Raw genomic sequence first — 16,705 nt, 5'->3', positions numbered from 1 at the left:
GCCTGGCGCGCGGCGGCGCTGGCGCCGCTGATCGCCGCGGTGCGCGGCGGCAGCAGCAGGCCGTGATAGTCCTTGGGGCGTGGCTTGGTCAGCGTTGGCCGGCGGCGTTGGCCGGCGAGGATAACCTCGGTGGAGTGGTCCAGGTCCAGCAGAAACTGTTGGGCCAGCTTTTCCGCCAGCGCCTGATCCTCCACCGCCACGTCCAGCTCGCGGTTGGCCAGCCAACTGGACAGATTGAGGTTGGTGGAGCCTATGCGCGCCCAGCGCCCGTCCGCTACCGCGGTCTTGGCGTGGATCATCGGGCCGTCCCATTCGAACACGCGCACGCCCGCTTCCAGTAACGGACGGTATTGGGTGCGCGACACGGTGGCGATCCAGCCGATATCGCTGGAGCGCGGCACCAGCAAGCGGACATCGACACCATCGCGCGCCGCTTGCTTCAACGCGGTCAGATACATGCTGGTGCCCATGAAGTAAGCGTCGGTCAGCCACAAGGTGCGGCGGGCGAAGCAAGCGATCAGTAAATCCAGCCGCATCATCTGCGCCGTGGCCGGGGTGGTGGCGATCAGGCGCGCGGCCACACTGCCGCGGGCTTCTTCCGGTTCCGGAGGCGGAGACAGCCAGGCTTCGGGCAGCGGGCTGCCGCAGCTGGCCCAGCTGTCGGCGAAAGCCGCCAGCGCGTCGGCCGCCAGGGGGCCGCAGAGTTTGACTCCGGTGTCGCGCCAAGGCGCGAGCCCGCGTTCCGGCCGTCCTTCCCAACTGGAACTGATGCACAGCCCGGACACGAACACGGTGCGGCGGTCTATCACGATCAGCTTGCGGTGATTGCGCCCCAGCATGCTGAGGCCGGATGTCAAGGACGGCGGATTGTAGGCGCGCAGCTCGGCGCCGGCCGCGAGCAAGGGTTTGAAAAAGCTGCCCAAATGCGCTTTCCAGCTGCCCAGCCAGTCATACAGCACGCAGACCTTGACGCCGGCGAGCGCACGCTCGGTCAGCAGATCCCGCATCCGCAGGCCAAACGCGTCGTTGGCGAAAATATACATCTCGATGAACACGGAGTCCTGGCTGGAGGCGATGGCCTGTTCCCAGGCCGGGAAATTCTCCACGCTGTCATACAACAGTTCCACCTGGTTGCCGCCAACCAAGGGAGCGCCGGCGGAACGGGACAGGGCCTGCTCGGCCAGGTGGCGGATCAGATCCTGATTGGAAGGGGCTGGTGATGGAATAGGCATTTGGTTTTTGTCTGACAATATTCGTTATTCTATTGAAATGGCGGTTTTGGATGTCCTTGACAATGCGGCTTGACAGTCGTTTTATTGAACTTATGCGTCACAAAACTACAAGTTTCTCCGTGAGTTTTGGAATTTTCTCTATGTGAAAATTCAAAAAAAACATTTGTAACTTTATGATTTTAATCATCTAATGCGCTGCACAAAAACCGGTTGCAGGGTCAAGCTCCTTGCCCTTAGAATCGAAACATTCGTTTCACATTATAAGCAGGACAAAGATATGGACAGACAACGCTGGCTGCAGGGCACCCTGTACCATCCGGATTTCGAACAGGACAGTTGCGGCTTTGGTTTGATCGCCCAACTCGACGACAAACCCAGTCATTGGCTGGTCAATACCGCCATCTCCTCGCTGGCCAAGCTGACCCACCGCGGCGCCGTGGCCGCCGACGGCAAGTCCGGCGACGGCTGCGGCCTGCTGTTCCGCAAGCCGGACGGCTTTCTGCGCGAGGTGGCCGCGGCGGCGGGCCTGTCGCTGAAGGCAGTGTACGCCGCCGGCCTGGTGTTCCACCATCCGGAATCAGAGCGCGGTGAGCGCAGCTTGCGTCGACTGCGCGAATTCCTGGAAGCCCAGGGCTTGGAGGTGGCCGGCTTCCGACAGGTTCCCACGGACAGCGGAGCTTGCGGGGAGGCGGCGCTGGCATCGCTTCCTGCCATGGTCCAGGTCTTTGTGAACTGTCCATTCGGCATGGACGAATTAATGTTCCAACGCCGCCTATACATGGGTCGTCGCCAGGCTGAGAAAGCCAATAAGGCAGACGACCCGTTTTTTTATCTGCCGACGCTGTCACCGCACACTTTGTCCTACAAAGGCCTGGTGACGCCGGAAAACCTGCCCAGATTCTTTCTGGACTTGAACGATCCCCGCTTCGAATCCAGCCTGGCGGTATTCCACCAACGCTTCTCCACCAACACCTGGCCGCAATGGAAGCTGGCGCAGCCCTTCCGTTTCCTCGCCCACAATGGCGAAATCAATACCGTGCAGGGCAACCGCCACTGGGCGCGCGCGCGCGAGCGCATCATGGCGTCTCCGCATCTGGACATGGACGCGGTTCGTCCCATTGTCCAGACCGACGGCTCCGATTCGATGTCGCTGGACAATATGCTGGAAGGCCTGTTGATGGGCGGTATTCCTTTATTCCGCGCCTTGCGTCTGCTGGTGCCGCCGGCTTGGCAGAACGTGGACTCCACCGACAAGGATCTGCGCGCCTTCTATGAATTCAACTCCATGCATATGGAGCCATGGGACGGCCCGGCCGGCATTGTGCTCACTGATGGCCGCTACGCCGCTTGCATGCTGGATCGCAATGGCCTGCGTCCGGCGCGTTGGGTGCTGACACGCGACAATATCTTGACGATTGCCTCTGAAGTGGGGGTATGGGACTACCAGCCGGAGAATGTGGTACGCAAGGGCCGGGTCAAACCGGGCCAGTTGTTCGCCGCGGATCTGGCCACTGGTGAATTGCTGCTGCCGGAGGAGATAGACGCGCAGTTGAAGAGCGCCAAGCCCTATCGGCAATGGATCAAGGACAGCGCCAAGTATCTGGAGTTGTCGATAGAGGACGATGTCGGCGTCGAGCCGCTGTCCAAGGACGAACTGCTGCGGCTACAGAAACTGTTCAATCTCAGTTATGAGGAACGCGACCAGATCCTGCGCGTGTTGGCCGAGGATGGTCAGGAAGCGGTGGGCTCCATGGGCGATGACACCCCAATGGCGGTGCTGAGCCGGAAAGTGCGCTCGCCGTTCGACTATCTGCGCCAGCAGTTCGCCCAGGTGACCAATCCGCCTATCGACCCGATCCGCGAAGCGGTGGTGATGTCCTTGAACACGGTGTTCGGTCCGGAACGCAATATGTTCGAGGAGAGCGCCGAACACGCCAAGCGTCTGGAAGTGCGCTCGCCGGTGCTGTCGCACGAGAAGTTCACCCGCATCACCTCCCGGCCGGAGCCCTATCTGAAGGCGACGACTTTCGACCTGTGCTACGACCCGAGCGAAACCGATCTGTGTCAGGCGATAGAGAGCCTGAACCGGCATGTGGTGGACGCGGTGCGGGAAGGCACGGTCATCGTGGTGCTGTCCGACCGCCACATGACGGCGCAGCGCCTGCCTATCCCGGCGCTGTTCGCCACCGGGGCGGTGCACCACGCCTTGATCGACAGCGGCCTGCGCTGCAAGACCAATATCGTGCTGGAAACCGGCGCGGTGCGCGACGCGCACCAGATGGCCTGTATCATCGGCTACGGCGCCACCGCGGTTTATCCTTATCTGGCCTACCAGAGCATCATCGACCTGGTGCAGAGTGGCGAAGTCAAACTCAAGAGCAACGAAGCGTTGCAGCAGTACCGCAAGGGCATCAACAAGGGCCTGCTCAAAGTGTTGTCCAAGATGGGCATCTCCACCATCGCCTCCTACCGCGGCGCGCAGCTGTTCGAAGCAGTGGGCGTACATGAGGACGTGGTGGCGCTATGCCTGAAGGGCACGGTGTCGCGGGTGTCCGGCGCTGGTTTCGCCGATTTCGAGGAGGATCAGCGTCAACTGGCGCGCTTCGCCTTCAATCCGATGCGGCCCTTGTCCCAGGGCGGCCTGCTCAAGTTCGTGCATGGCGAGGAATACCACGCTTATAACCCCGAAGTGGTGACCCTGCTGCAAAAAGCGGTGCAGAACGATGACTACCAGGCCTATCAGCAATACGCCGAGGCGGTGAACCAACGGCCGGTGGCGATGCTGCGCGACTTGATGCGGGTGAAGCCGCTGGGCGAGCCTATCTCCATCGACGAGGTGGAGCCGGTGGAAGCCATCCTCAAGCGTTTCGACTCCGCCGGCATGTCCTTGGGGGCCTTGTCGCCGGAGGCGCATGAAGCGCTGGCTATCGCGATGAATCGGCTGGGGGGGCGCTCCAACTCCGGCGAAGGCGGCGAAGACGCCGCGCGCTACGGCACCGAGAAGATGTCCAAGATCAAGCAGGTGGCCTCGGGACGTTTTGGCGTGACGCCGCATTATCTGGTCAATGCCGAAGTGCTGCAAATCAAGGTGGCCCAGGGCGCCAAGCCGGGCGAGGGCGGCCAGCTGCCGGGGGATAAGGTATCCGGCCTGATCGCGCGGCTGCGTCACGCCAAGGAAGGCATCAGCCTGATCTCGCCGCCGCCGCACCACGATATTTATTCGATCGAAGACCTGGCCCAGCTGATCTTCGACCTCAAGCAGGTCAACCCTTCCGCGCTGGTGTCGGTCAAACTGGTGGCCGAGCCCGGTGTCGGCACCGTCGCCGCCGGCGTGGCCAAGGCCTATGCCGATTTGATCACCATCTCCGGCTACGACGGCGGTACCGGCGCCTCGCCGCTGACCTCGGTCAAATACGCCGGCTCGCCGTGGGAGCTGGGCCTGTCCGAAGCGCAACAGGTGTTGCGCGCCAATGGCCTGCGCGGTCGAGTACGGGTGCAGACCGACGGCGGCTTGAAGACCGGCCTGGATGTGGTCAAGGCGGCGATGATGGGCGCGGAGAGCTTTGGCTTCGGCACCGGGCCGATGGTGGCGCTGGGCTGCAAATACCTGCGTATCTGCCATCTGAACAACTGCGCCACCGGCGTGGCCACTCAGGAAATCAAGCTGCGTTCCAAGTACTTCACCGGCTTGCCGGAAATGGTGATGAACTACTTCCTGTTCATCGCTCGGGAAACGCGGGAATGGATGGCGAAGCTGGGCGTGCGCAATATGGAGCAGTTGATTGGCCGGATGGACCTGCTGGAATGCGTGGAAGGTGCCAGCGCCAAGCAGGCCAAGCTGGACTTGAGCCCGCTGCTGTCGCAGGGGCAGGTGCCGGACAGTGAGCCGCGCTTCTGCATTAGCGCCAGTAATCCTTCGTTCGACAAGGGTGAATTGGCCGAGACCATTCTGCAGGACGCGCTGGCGGCCATCCACAATAAGCAGATGCTGGAGCTGAGCTACCCAATCGAGAACACCCACCGTTCGATAGGCGCGCGCCTGTCCGGAGAAATCGCTCGCGTCCACGGCGCGGCGGGTTTGCCGTTCGGCTGCCTGAAAATCAAGTTCAACGGCAGCGCCGGACAGAGCTTTGGCGTATGGAACGCGTCCGGTCTGCACTTGGAGCTGGAAGGCGACGCTAACGACTACGTGGGCAAGGGCATGGCCGGCGGCCGGGTGACCATCTATCCGCCTAAGAGCGCGGGATACCGGGCGGGCGAGTCCATCATCATCGGCAATACCTGTCTGTACGGCGCCACCGGCGGCCAGTTGTTCGCCGCCGGTGTGGCCGGCGAACGCTTCGGCGTGCGCAACTCCGGTGCGCTGGCCGTCATCGAAGGCGCTGGCGACCATTGCTGCGAATACATGACCGGTGGCAGTGTCATCGTGCTGGGTGAAACCGGCTACAACTTCGGTGCAGGCATGACTGGCGGTTTCGCCTTTGTTTACGACCCGAATGAGAAATTCGCTTATCGCTACAACAACGAGCTGATCGATATCCACCTGATCAATGGCGAAGCCATGGGCATGTACCGCGCCTATCTATTGGAAAAGATCGCTAAGCACGTTGAATTGACCGGTTCCGAGACGGCCAAGGCAATGCTGGAGAATTTCGACGATTACGTCGATTACTTCTGGCTGGTCAAACCCAAGGCGGCCAAGCTCGACAGCTTGCTCAAGGACTAAGACGCGCAAGGCGGGGCGGCTGAGATGTCGTCCTGTCCATACCTCATTCAAAGCCCGGCCGCTTGCGAGCGATGGGCCCCAGCAAGACAGGAAACAACCATGAGCGATGTTTTCCAATTCATGAAGCTTTCGCGCAACCCTGGCGACAAGGTGGACGCTTCGGTGCGCAAGATCGAATTCAAAGAAATTTACCAGCCGCTGCACAGCGTGGATGCGGCGGATCAGGCCGGCCGCTGTTTGTCCTGTGGCAACCCGTACTGCGAATGGGAGTGCCCGGTGCACAACTATATCCCCAACTGGCTGAAGTTGGTGGAGGAGGGACGCTTGTTCGAGGCGGCGGAAATGTCGCACAAGACCAATAGCCTGCCGGAGATCTGCGGCAGGGTCTGCCCGCAGGATAGGTTGTGTGAAGGCGCATGCACCTTGAACCAGGGCGGCTTTGGCGCGGTTTCCATCGGCAGCATCGAGAAATACATTACCGACGAGGCCTTCAAGGCCGGCTGGCGTCCGGATATGTCCAAGGTGGTGTGGACGGATAAGACAGTGGCGGTAATCGGCGCCGGCCCGGCCGGCCTGGCCTGTGCCGACGTATTGGTGCGCAATGGCGTCAAGGCGGTGGTGTTTGACCGCTACGAGGAAATCGGCGGCCTGCTGACCTTTGGCATTCCAGAGTTCAAGCTGGAAAAATCCGTGATCAAGCGCCGCCGCGAGATCATGGAGGGCATGGGGGTGGAGTTTGTGCTCAACACCGAGATCGGCAAGGATGTCCAGATAGAGGAATTGTTGGAACAGTATGATGCCATCTTCATGGGCATGGGCGCGTACAAGTATATTAAGGGTGGCTTCCCGGGAGAGGATTTGCCTGGGGTGCTGGAGGCTTTGCCTTATTTGATCAATAACGTCCGTCAGGGGCTGGGTACGTTGCCCGAAGAAGGTGAGGTCCCCATTTCAATGCGAGGCAAGCGTGTGCTGGTGTTGGGTGGCGGCGACACGGCGATGGACTGCAACCGCACCGCGATACGTCAAGGTGCCCAGAGCGTGATTTGCGCCTACAGACGCGATGAGGCGAATATGCCGGGCTCCAAGCGTGAGGTGGCGAATGCCAAGGAAGAGGGTGTAGAGTTCTGTTGGAACCGACAGCCACTAGCTATCGAGCCGAAGGTAGGAGGGCTGAGTGTGAAATTAGCTGAAACTCGCTTAGGTAAACCTGATGTCCATGGTCGTTGCAATGCAGAGATTGTGCCGGGCAGCGAGAAAATTATTGAGTGTGATCATGTCATCATTGCCTTTGGTTTCCAAGCGGAGAGTAAGCCTTGGGTAGAAAAGCAAGGAGTGTCAATTGCCTCTAACGGTAGAGTATTAGTGGATTTGGGTGTGTATGAAAGTCAGACCAGCAATCCTAAGCTGTTCGCTGGTGGCGACATGGTGCGTGGTGCAGACTTAGTTGTCAGGTCGGTGTTTGATGGGAGAAGGGCGGCGGAGGGTATGTTAGAGTACCTAAAGGTGTGATGGTTTACAGGATAGATGGACCTACTGTCTGCTACTAGAAGCCCGGCTTTGTGAGGAAGCCATTCAACCCGAAGAGGATAATTTTGAGGGTGGAGTGGACCGGGCATCGTGAGTTAGGATAAAATTTTCGGATTTTGAAATATTTAATCGCAATTGCAATTGTTTTGTCATGTACTTGCGGTGCCTGATATATATAAATTTAGATTTTCTCTTCCCAATTTCATCACTGGGAAGCTGTTTTGCTGCACCAGAAAACAATTATTCAATTGGCATTAATTTTGTGAGCAAGTTTTCGCATCGGCGGGTTCAGTATGGCTGGCTACTGAGCAAGCCACTCTATGGGGAAGGCTAACGCCGGGAATGGCCGCTAGTTACGTTTGTTCTGAAATTGAGTTCATTTAAATGCGTCTTCTGTGTAAGTAGGCATGGTTTATTCTATTTTAGAGGCGAAGGCTTTGAATTTAATAAAGAAACAGACAGGTTTTGAGGTGGGTGTGTGTGGTCAATGCAAGGTGCCGTCGCAGCTTTTACTAATTTGCAAGATGTAGGGTTTGATCATGAATTTAAAAAATATCAAGTTGGCAATTGTTGGTTTGGGGTATGTTGGGTTGCCACTCGCAGTTGAGTTTGGTCGAGGTCGATCTGTCGTAGGGTTTGATATTAATCAGCTCCGTATTGACGAGCTTAAGTCTGGTAGAGACATTACACTAGAGACTAGTTCAGCTGAGCTTACAGCAGCAAAACTCCTGACCTATAGCACAAATGCCAATGATTTGCGTGCATGTAATTGCTATATCATTACGGTGCCGACGCCTATAGATGAGTACAAGCGCCCCGATCTCACCCCTCTGGTCAAGTCTAGCCAAACTGTAGGGGCTGTGCTGAAAAAAGGGGATATCGTTATCTATGAATCTACTGTTTATCCGGGGTGCACTGAGGAGAATTGTGTGCCTGTACTTGAGGAATGCTCTGGTCTGAAATTTAATCAAGATTTCTACTGTGGTTATAGCCCTGAGCGTATTAATCCCGGAGATAAAGAGCATCGTGTGACGACTATCAAGAAAATCACCTCAGGCTCCACCCCGGAAATTGCAGAACTAGTTGATGCATTGTATAACGAGATTGTTGTTGTTGGTACTCATAAGGCAGAAAGCATCAAGGTTGCCGAGGCGGCTAAAGTTATAGAAAATACTCAGCGTGACCTTAATATTGCCTTGATTAACGAATTGGCTATTATTTTTAATAAAATGGGCATTGATACTGAGGCAGTGCTAAAAGCGGCAGGGAGTAAATGGAATTTTCTGCCTTTCCGACCGGGACTTGTCGGTGGCCACTGTATTGGTGTTGATCCCTATTATTTAACCCATAAAGCTCAGGCTATTGGTTACCATCCAGAAATTATCTTGGCTGGTCGCCGGCTTAATGACCGCATGGGGGAGTATGTTGTTGCCCAACTAGTAAAGGCAATGACTAAAAAGCGCATCCATGTTGAAGGGGCTAAGGTGCTTGTCATGGGTTTGGCATTCAAAGAAAATTGCCCTGATCTTCGTAATACACGGATTGTAGATATAGTTGCAGAGCTTAATGACTACAATTGTGACGTTGATGTGTATGACCCTTGGGTGTCAGTCGAAGAGGCTCAGCATGAGTACGGAATTACACCGATTCTAAAACCCTCTCCAAGTGGTTATGACGCAATAGTGTTGGCTGTGGCTCATGATCAATTCAAAGAGATGGGAAGCGAGGCCATCCGAGCATTGGGTAAGCCTAATACTGTTCTGTATGACCTCAAGTATGTGATGGATGCACGGGAATCGGACTTAAGGCTGTAATATGAGCACTTTCGAAATTATCCAGCAGCAGCTTAAAGTAGAACCGAAAACTTGGCTTATTACCGGCGTGGCCGGTTTTGTAGGCAGTAACCTGCTTGAGGCGCTTCTCAAACTGAATCAGCGCGTGGTAGGGCTAGACAATTTTAGCACGGGTCATCAACGTAATCTGAATGAAGTACAGAACCTTGTCACTGCAGAGCAATGGGCAAGGTTAAATTTCATTAATGGAGACATCCGCGATATTGCTACTTGCCACCAAGTGTGCGATGGCGTTGATTATGTTCTGCATCAAGCGGCACTCGGCTCGGTTCCACGTAGTATCGAGGATCCGATATCTACGAACCAGAGTAATATAGACGGTTTTCTAAATATGTTGGTAGCGGCACGAGACAAACAAGTCAAGCGCTTTGTTTATGCGGCAAGTAGCTCAACCTATGGCGACCACCCGGACTTGCCTAAGGAGGAAAGCAAGATTGGCCGGCCTTTGTCTCCTTATGCTGTGACAAAACTGGTTAATGAATTTTATGCGGAGGTTTTTGCCAGAACGTACGGCTTTAATACTATTGGTTTACGTTATTTCAATATATTTGGCCGCCGGCAGGATCCTGATGGAGCATATGCTGCAGTTATTCCTAGGTGGACGGCAGCCATGATTAAAAATGAACCGGTTTATATTAATGGTGATGGAAAAACAAGCCGGGATTTCTGCTATGTCGATAATGCTGTCCAGGCTAATTTATTGGCTGCCACGATAGAAAGTAAAGATGCAGTCAATCAAGTTTATAATGTTGCCGTAGGTGATCAGACTGACTTGGGGCAGCTTTATTTTTACTTGAGAGATAGCCTTTCTGCGTGCTTCCCTCACTTAAGGGAGGGGCAGCCAGTTTATCGAGATTTCCGGGCTGGCGATGTGCGCCATTCCCTAGCTGATATTAGTAAGGCTAAGCAACTTCTTGGCTATCGGCCTACACATCGCATAGTAGAAGGTCTTCGAGAGGCAATGCATTGGTATGTTGGGCATTTGTCCTAATTATGGCTATCCATACTCCCTTATCTGAAATGAGTTTTTCGACAATCCAACCGGTCATTATTTGTGGTGGTTCAGGTACTCGTCTATGGCCTCTTTCGCGAGCGGGTTTTCCTAAGCAGTTTCTCTGTTTGACTGGGCGTGAAAGTCTTTTCCAGTTAGCAGCAAAACGCTTGGTGGCTCTAGGTGGTGATAGTGTCAAAATGGCCAAGCCGTTTGTAGTCAGCAATGAAGACCATCGCTTTTTGGCAACAGAACAGTTGCGAGAGATAGCTGTCGAGTTTGGTGCCGCGTTGCTTGAACCAGTGGGTAGAAATACTGCACCAGCATTAACTCTTGCGGCCCTTGCTGCTGCTGATGCAGACGATGATCCTATCCTAATCGTCACACCTGCAGACCAGACCGTTACAAACTCTGCTGCATTCACGAGCGCAATGCAGAATGCTATTCATGAAGCGGGACATGGAACAATAGTTATTCTAGGTATTGCTGCAGATCGTCCTGAGACTGGCTACGGCTATATTCAGGCTGAGGCATCAGATGCTAAGGATGCACCTCTAATTGTCAAACGATTTGTAGAAAAACCAGATGCTGCTACTGCTCAAACCTATCTAGAAGAGGGGGGGTATTTTTGGAATGCGGGCATGTTTGTGCTGAAGGCCTCTGTCTGGTTGAAGGCTCTAGAACTATTTCGTCCAGATATTCTTCAGGCTACGCGTCGGGCTTGGGCTGCAAGAACTTTGGATGCGCAGTTTGTTCGGCCTGGTGCAATGGAGTTTGCCGAAATTCCAGCAGAATCTATTGACTACGCTGTTATGGAGCATTGCCCAGGTAGTATTTTCCCGATAAAGATGGTGCCTCTTGATGCTGGTTGGAATGACTTGGGTGCTTGGGATGCAGTGTGGCAGGTGCTTCCCAAGGATGATGAGGGCAATGCTCATATTGGTGATGTGCTCACCACAAATTCAAGTAATACATTGGTGCATGCCAGTAGTAGACTAGTTAGCCTGGTTGGAGTAGAGAACCTGATTGTTGTCGAGACCTCGGATGCGGTTCTCGTGGCGGATAGGCTTCATTGTCAAGATGTAAAGTGCATCGTTAATGTTCTCAGCGGGCAAAACCGTGAGGAGCATGCCCTGCACCGTAAGGTTCATCGGCCCTGGGGATGGTATGACAGCATTGACGAGGGGGAGCGGTTCAAGGTCAAGCGAATCATGGTCAATCCGAAAGCTAGTCTTAGTCTTCAGAAACATCACCATCGAGCCGAGCATTGGATTGTTGTTAAAGGTACCGCTGAGATTACTAATGGAGATAAGGTCATTCTGTTGTCAGAGAATCAGTCTACTTACATCCCACTGGGGGCAACCCATCGACTGGCGAATCCTGGCACAATTCCTTTAGAGATCATCGAAGTACAATCCGGTAGCTATCTTGGGGAGGATGATATTGTCCGTATTCAGGATACCTATGGCAGGTCATAGTTATTAAACTTGTCTTTAAATTCTCGGAAGATTTAGAAACTAGATATGAAAAAAGCTTTTATTACTGGAGTTACGGGGCAAGACGGTTCCTATTTGGCAGAGCTATTGCTCTCGAAGGACTATGAAGTTCATGCGATCATCCGGCGCAGTTCGGTTTTTACTACTCAACGGATCGATCATTTGATGGAGCACCCTCATTTTAAGACTTATCACGGCGACCTATCTGATTCAAGTAATCTGCATTCGCTGCTAGCCCGTATTGAGCCAGATGAAATCTATAATCTTGGCGCACAATCTCATGTCGCAGTATCGTTTGAGGTGCCAGAGTACACAGCAGAAGTGGATGCAGTCGGTACTATTCGTCTGCTTGATGCGATCAAGGATTTAGGGCAGAAACCTCGTTTTTACCAAGCCTCTACCTCTGAACTTTTCGGTGGCTTGCCAGAAACAGCACCGCAGTCAGAAAAAACACCTTTTTACCCCAAGTCACCCTATGGTGCAGCGAAGTTGTATGCGTATTGGGTCACGGTAAACTATCGAGAATCCTATGGCCTATTTGCTTGCAATGGCATTCTGTTTAATCATGAATCACCTCGTCGCGGTGAAACATTCGTCACGAAGAAAATCACGAAGGCTGCTGCACGAATTTCACAAGGCTTACAGGATGTGTTGAAACTTGGCAATCTTGATGCTAAGAGAGATTGGGGTTATGCCAAAGACTACGTTGAGTGCATGTGGTTGATGCTGCAGCAAAATGAACCTGATGACTATGTAATCGCTTCCGGTGAGACTTATACCGTACGTCAATTTGCGCAGTGGGCATTTGAGGCCGCGGGGATCACCTTGCGCTGGGAGGGAGAGGGCGAAGGCGAGAAGGGGATTGATGTTTCCACAGGCCAAATCCGAGTGGAAATTGATCCTCGTTATTTCCGGCCGGCTGAAGTGGATTTACTATGGGGAGATCCTTCCAAGGCTCTGAAAAAGCTAGATTGGAAGCCAAAAACTACTATCAGGGAATTAATTAGTATAATGGTCAACTATGACCTGCAGTATGATGGTTATGGTGGGAACGAACTATGATTTTGGTTACTGGTTGTACCGGTTTTCTCGGCAAGCGAGTATGTAAAAGCCTCGATGCTCTTGCTTTGCCATATACAGGTATTTCGCGCCAAAATGGCCCGGACCTTCGTGATAGGCAAGCAACGCTGGATTTTTTTTCGGCGACGCAACCTAGCCAAATATTGAATTGTGCTGCATTTGTTGGTGGAATTCAATTTGGCTACAAGCACCCTGCTGAATTATTCCACAACAACCTGACGATGACACTCAATCTGTTGGAGGCTGCGCATCTTAATCAGGTGAAGCGCATTGTCAATCCTATTTCCAATTGTGCTTATCCAGGCTCGGCAACCTTCTTCAAGGAAGACGAATTTTGGAACGGCCCACTTCATGAGTCAGTGATGGTGTATGGTTTTGCTCGTAAAGCCTCTTGGGTGGGAGCATGGGCCTATGCCAAACAATATGGCTTGGATGTTGTCAACCTGATTCTATCCAATATGTATGGACCAGAAGACCATTTCGAGGAAGAACGCTCTCATGCTTTGGGGGCGCTAATCATGAAAATTGTCAGGGCTAAGCAAGCGGGGTTGCCACAAGTTATCGTTTGGGGAAGTGGGACCCCAGTGCGTGAGTGGCTACACGTTGATGATGGTGCCGAAGCGATGATACGTGCTCTTGATGTTGAGCCTATTACGGATCCTGTCAATATTGGTGTGGGTAGGGGTATTTCCATTCTCGAGATGGCTACCCTGATCAAGAGTCTTGTCGGTTACCAAGGAGACTTGGTGCTAGATAGCTCAAAACCAGATGGAGCGCCGTATAAAACTGTTGATGGTAGTCGTGGTGCACAACATTTTGGTTGGTCACCGCAGCGTGATTTCAAGCAGGGAATAGCAGAGACTATTGACTGGTATCTCGAACATGGAGTTCAACATGGCTGAAGTAGTTGAAGTTAAAGAAGGTGATTTGATTTTAGCGCGGCATATTCCTGCTGAGGTTGCCTGGCGTGATGGCTTGAGTTTTTTTTCAAAAGATGACGAGTTTATTCAAGTAGGGGTATGGGGCTACGGTGCAGGTAAAGAGCTGAAGGCCCATATTCACAATGAAGTCAAGCGTGAAGTATTATGGACACAAGAGGTACTCTTCGTACGGCAAGGAAAAATCCGAGCTAACATCTTTGGTACAGATGAAAATAAGGTTGCTGAGCTGGAGGTGAATGCTGGAGATATCATCATTCTGTTACGCGGTGGGCATGGCTACGATATATTGGAAGACGCAACACAAGTGCTGGAAATAAAAAATGGCCCTTATGTTGGACCTGATTTAGATCGGAGACGGCTTTGATTGACAACCTCTTTTTCGAGGTTAGCCAATTGCGTCGTATCGGCCGCAATGTAATCATTGGCAAAACAGTACGTATCCGCTATCCAGAGCTAGTTGAGATTGGCAACAATGTCATCATCGATGATTTTACCTACATATCAACTGCGCTTACCATTGATAGTAATGTACATATCGCTGCAGGTTGCAAGCTGATAGGTGGCCGTAACGCTTCGGTTAAAATTGGAGAATTCTCGACTCTGGCTCCCAACGTTGTTCTCGCTGCCGGTAGTGATGATTACATTGGCGGTATAGCATCACCATTAGTCGCGCCTCAGTATAAGGGGAAAGTCCAGATTGGGACAATTCAATTAGGACGGCATTGTATTATTGGGGCAAATAGTACGGTTTTGCCCAATGTAACTTTGCATGATGGCGCTGCTGTTGGGGCGCAGTCTCTCGTTAAGGCCGACATTCCAAGCTGGTCGCTCCATGCCGGAGTTCCTGCTTGTCACCTCAAAACACGTAATAGCGAAGATATTCTCCGTTTGGAAGAGCTGTGGAGATCAGAACAGACATGACACAACCTTTTATTATGCAAATGCGTCCATTATTTGGCGATGAAGAAAAACGTGCCATCTGTGAATATATGGATGAAGATGGCTTTATCACTGAATTTAAGCGGACAGAGCAGTTTGAATTAATGATCGCCGAATACACGGGGGCGCGGCACTGCATTGTAGTAAACAATGGGACAATCAGTCTTACCTTGGCAGCATTAGCCGCTGGTGTGCAGGCTGGTGACGAGGTTATCGTACCCAACTACACCATGATCGCGACACCTAACTCGGTAAAAATGTTTGGGGCGATCCCGGTTTTTGTTGATGTTGAGCCTGAGACGCTCTGCTTGGACTTCGCTAAGGTAAAACAGGCTATTACATCAAAAACTCGCGCTATCATGTTGGTTTCAGCTAATGGACGATACCCAAGTGTCGGTATTGGCGCGTTTGAACAATTGGCTCGTGAGCACAATTTGGTGCTGATTGAGGACTCAGCACAATCTCTGGGCTCATTCTATCCTGACGGTCGGCATGTGGGCCGTGCAGGAGTGATCGGCAGCTTCTCTTTTTCTGCCCCTAAGATTATTTCGACGGGCCAAGGTGGGGCACTTATCACTGATAATGATGCTCTCGCAGCCAAGCTACGCCGGTTGAAAGATTTTGGCCGATCCGGTGGTGGTAATGATATTCATGGCACAATTGGCTACAACTTTAAATTTACTGAGCTGCAAGCCGTAATTGGCATTGAGCAGATGAAAAAACTGCCAGTTCGAGTGGAGCGAAAAAAAGAGATCTGGCGCCGTTATGCCACTAATTTGGAAGGCCTCGCGGAGGTACGTCTGTTTGATCATGATTTAAAGCGGACTACGCCATGGTTCATCGACGCTTTGGTAGAGCAACGGGAAGCGTTGATCGACTATCTGAAATCCGCAAATATAGGCACACGTGTGATGTATCCGCCAATCAATATGCAGCAAGCTTACAAGGTGCCAGGAGATCATCCAACGTCCCAGAGAATCGGTATGCATGGCTTATGGCTACCTTCCGCTGTTCAATTGACGGATGAAGAGATTGACCGTATCTGCGCTACAATTCGCGAGTTTTACAAAGCATGACACTTGCCACCGCTCCATCGTTAGCAATTGTCGTCGCCTCTTGCGACAAGTATGCGGATTTATGGGAACCGCTTTTTGGAGAGTTCTTTCGCCGCTGGCCGGACTGCCCCTATCCGGTTTATTTGGTCGCCAATCATCAACGCTATCCAGACCGGCGAGTAATAACCTTGTTGGCTGGGGATGATCTCGACTGGTCCAGCACAATCGCGGCAGCATTGGACCAGATTGAGTATAGCCACGTGTTGTTTTGGATTGATGATGCTTTTCTTGCCGCTCCGGTGCAGACTTCAAGAGTGGCTGACTGTTTCGCTCAGATGCAGAAACTTGATGCAAACTTCATGAGACTGCGTGCTAACCCGCTGCCGGAGCAAGTACTCAATACTGAAACTGGAGTACTAGCCCCAACGGCGGCTTATCGAGTCTCGCTCTTTGCGACTATTTGGAAGATGAGTGCGTTAAAACAAATACTATGCCCAGGTGAAAGTGCTTGGGCTTTTGAATTGCAGGGTACCGAGCGCTCGCGCAGCATGGATGGATTTTATTCGGTACTGAATGATGTATTTGACTATTTGCATGGGGTTGAGCGCGGCATCTGGATTAGGCCTACAGCAAAGGCATTAGAGCGGGGAGGCTATCGCTTAGACTACCAATGCCGTCGCTGCATGACCCGGCATGAAAGCCTGGCCTTACATTACAGACTATTCAAAACATGGGTATTACATCAGATTCCAGAGAGGCGGCGATCGGGTGCTCTTGAGTTTGTTCGAGGTTGTTACCGGCTGCTGGGGCTGCGCAAGCAATGAGTTTATCGAACCGTATCTCGCAGGTGTTAAGGCAGCATGCA

The 16,705-nt window shown here is 52.8% G+C and carries 12 protein-coding genes; 11 read left to right on the top strand and 1 reads right to left on the bottom strand.

Going from position 1 to position 16,705, the window contains the following annotated elements:
- On the bottom strand, positions 1 to 1,232 hold a 1,232-nt coding region (locus LQT98_RS11760; RefSeq protein ID WP_231462484.1), incomplete at its 3' end, for a phospholipase D-like domain-containing protein.
- Positions 1,233 to 1,509: 277 nt separating this feature from the next.
- On the opposite strand from LQT98_RS11760, the gene gltB reads away from it, so the two are divergent.
- The 11 genes from gltB (at position 1,510) to LQT98_RS11705 (ending at position 16,664) form a co-directional block, all read left to right on the top strand.
- Positions 1,510 to 5,958 (top strand): glutamate synthase large subunit, encoded by a 4,449-nt coding sequence (gene gltB, locus LQT98_RS11755; RefSeq protein ID WP_231462483.1) that lies wholly within the window; start codon positions 1,510 to 1,512, stop codon positions 5,956 to 5,958.
- Between the two features lie 99 nt (positions 5,959 to 6,057).
- On the top strand, positions 6,058 to 7,467 hold the full coding sequence (locus LQT98_RS11750; RefSeq protein ID WP_269326012.1) for an FAD-dependent oxidoreductase: 1,410 nt from the start codon (positions 6,058 to 6,060) through the stop codon (positions 7,465 to 7,467).
- Positions 7,468 to 8,024: 557 nt separating this feature from the next.
- Positions 8,025 to 9,299: a Vi polysaccharide biosynthesis UDP-N-acetylglucosamine C-6 dehydrogenase TviB gene (gene tviB, locus LQT98_RS11745; protein WP_231462482.1), complete on the top strand. Its 1,275-nt coding sequence runs from the start codon at positions 8,025 to 8,027 to the stop codon at positions 9,297 to 9,299.
- 1 nt (position 9,300) lies between these two features.
- Positions 9,301 to 10,329, top strand: coding sequence for an NAD-dependent epimerase/dehydratase family protein (locus LQT98_RS11740; protein ID WP_231462480.1), 1,029 nt, complete (start codon positions 9,301 to 9,303; stop codon positions 10,327 to 10,329).
- A 2-nt stretch (positions 10,330 to 10,331) separates the two neighbouring features.
- Positions 10,332 to 11,807, top strand: a complete 1,476-nt coding sequence (locus LQT98_RS11735) for a mannose-1-phosphate guanylyltransferase/mannose-6-phosphate isomerase (RefSeq protein WP_231462478.1) — start codon at positions 10,332 to 10,334, stop codon at positions 11,805 to 11,807.
- Positions 11,808 to 11,852: 45 nt separating this feature from the next.
- Positions 11,853 to 12,887, top strand: coding sequence for a GDP-mannose 4,6-dehydratase (gmd, locus tag LQT98_RS11730; RefSeq protein WP_231462476.1), 1,035 nt, complete (start codon positions 11,853 to 11,855; stop codon positions 12,885 to 12,887).
- Positions 12,884 to 13,807, top strand: coding sequence for an NAD-dependent epimerase/dehydratase family protein (locus tag LQT98_RS11725; RefSeq protein WP_231462475.1), 924 nt, complete (start codon positions 12,884 to 12,886; stop codon positions 13,805 to 13,807). Before gmd ends, LQT98_RS11725 begins: the two co-directional genes overlap by 4 nt.
- Positions 13,800 to 14,210 (top strand): cupin domain-containing protein, encoded by a 411-nt coding sequence (locus LQT98_RS11720; RefSeq protein ID WP_231462474.1) that lies wholly within the window; start codon positions 13,800 to 13,802, stop codon positions 14,208 to 14,210. Before LQT98_RS11725 ends, LQT98_RS11720 begins: the two co-directional genes overlap by 8 nt.
- Entirely contained in the window at positions 14,207 to 14,767 is a 561-nt protein-coding gene (locus tag LQT98_RS11715) for an acyltransferase (protein ID WP_231462473.1), read from the top strand. The genes LQT98_RS11720 and LQT98_RS11715 overlap by 4 nt, the downstream gene beginning before the upstream one ends.
- Entirely contained in the window at positions 14,764 to 15,861 is a 1,098-nt protein-coding gene (locus tag LQT98_RS11710) for a DegT/DnrJ/EryC1/StrS family aminotransferase (protein WP_231462472.1), read from the top strand. Before LQT98_RS11715 ends, LQT98_RS11710 begins: the two co-directional genes overlap by 4 nt.
- Positions 15,858 to 16,664 (top strand): hypothetical protein, encoded by an 807-nt coding sequence (locus LQT98_RS11705; protein WP_231462471.1) that lies wholly within the window; start codon positions 15,858 to 15,860, stop codon positions 16,662 to 16,664. The genes LQT98_RS11710 and LQT98_RS11705 overlap by 4 nt, the downstream gene beginning before the upstream one ends.
- Positions 16,665 to 16,705 lie beyond the last annotated feature (41 nt).

The sequence above is a fragment of the Chromobacterium aquaticum genome, from assembly GCF_021129195.1.
GTDB lineage: Bacteria > Pseudomonadota > Gammaproteobacteria > Burkholderiales > Chromobacteriaceae > Chromobacterium > Chromobacterium aquaticum.
The sequence above is the reverse complement of the archived record's forward strand: the minus strand, read 5'-3'. Positions and strand labels throughout refer to the sequence as shown.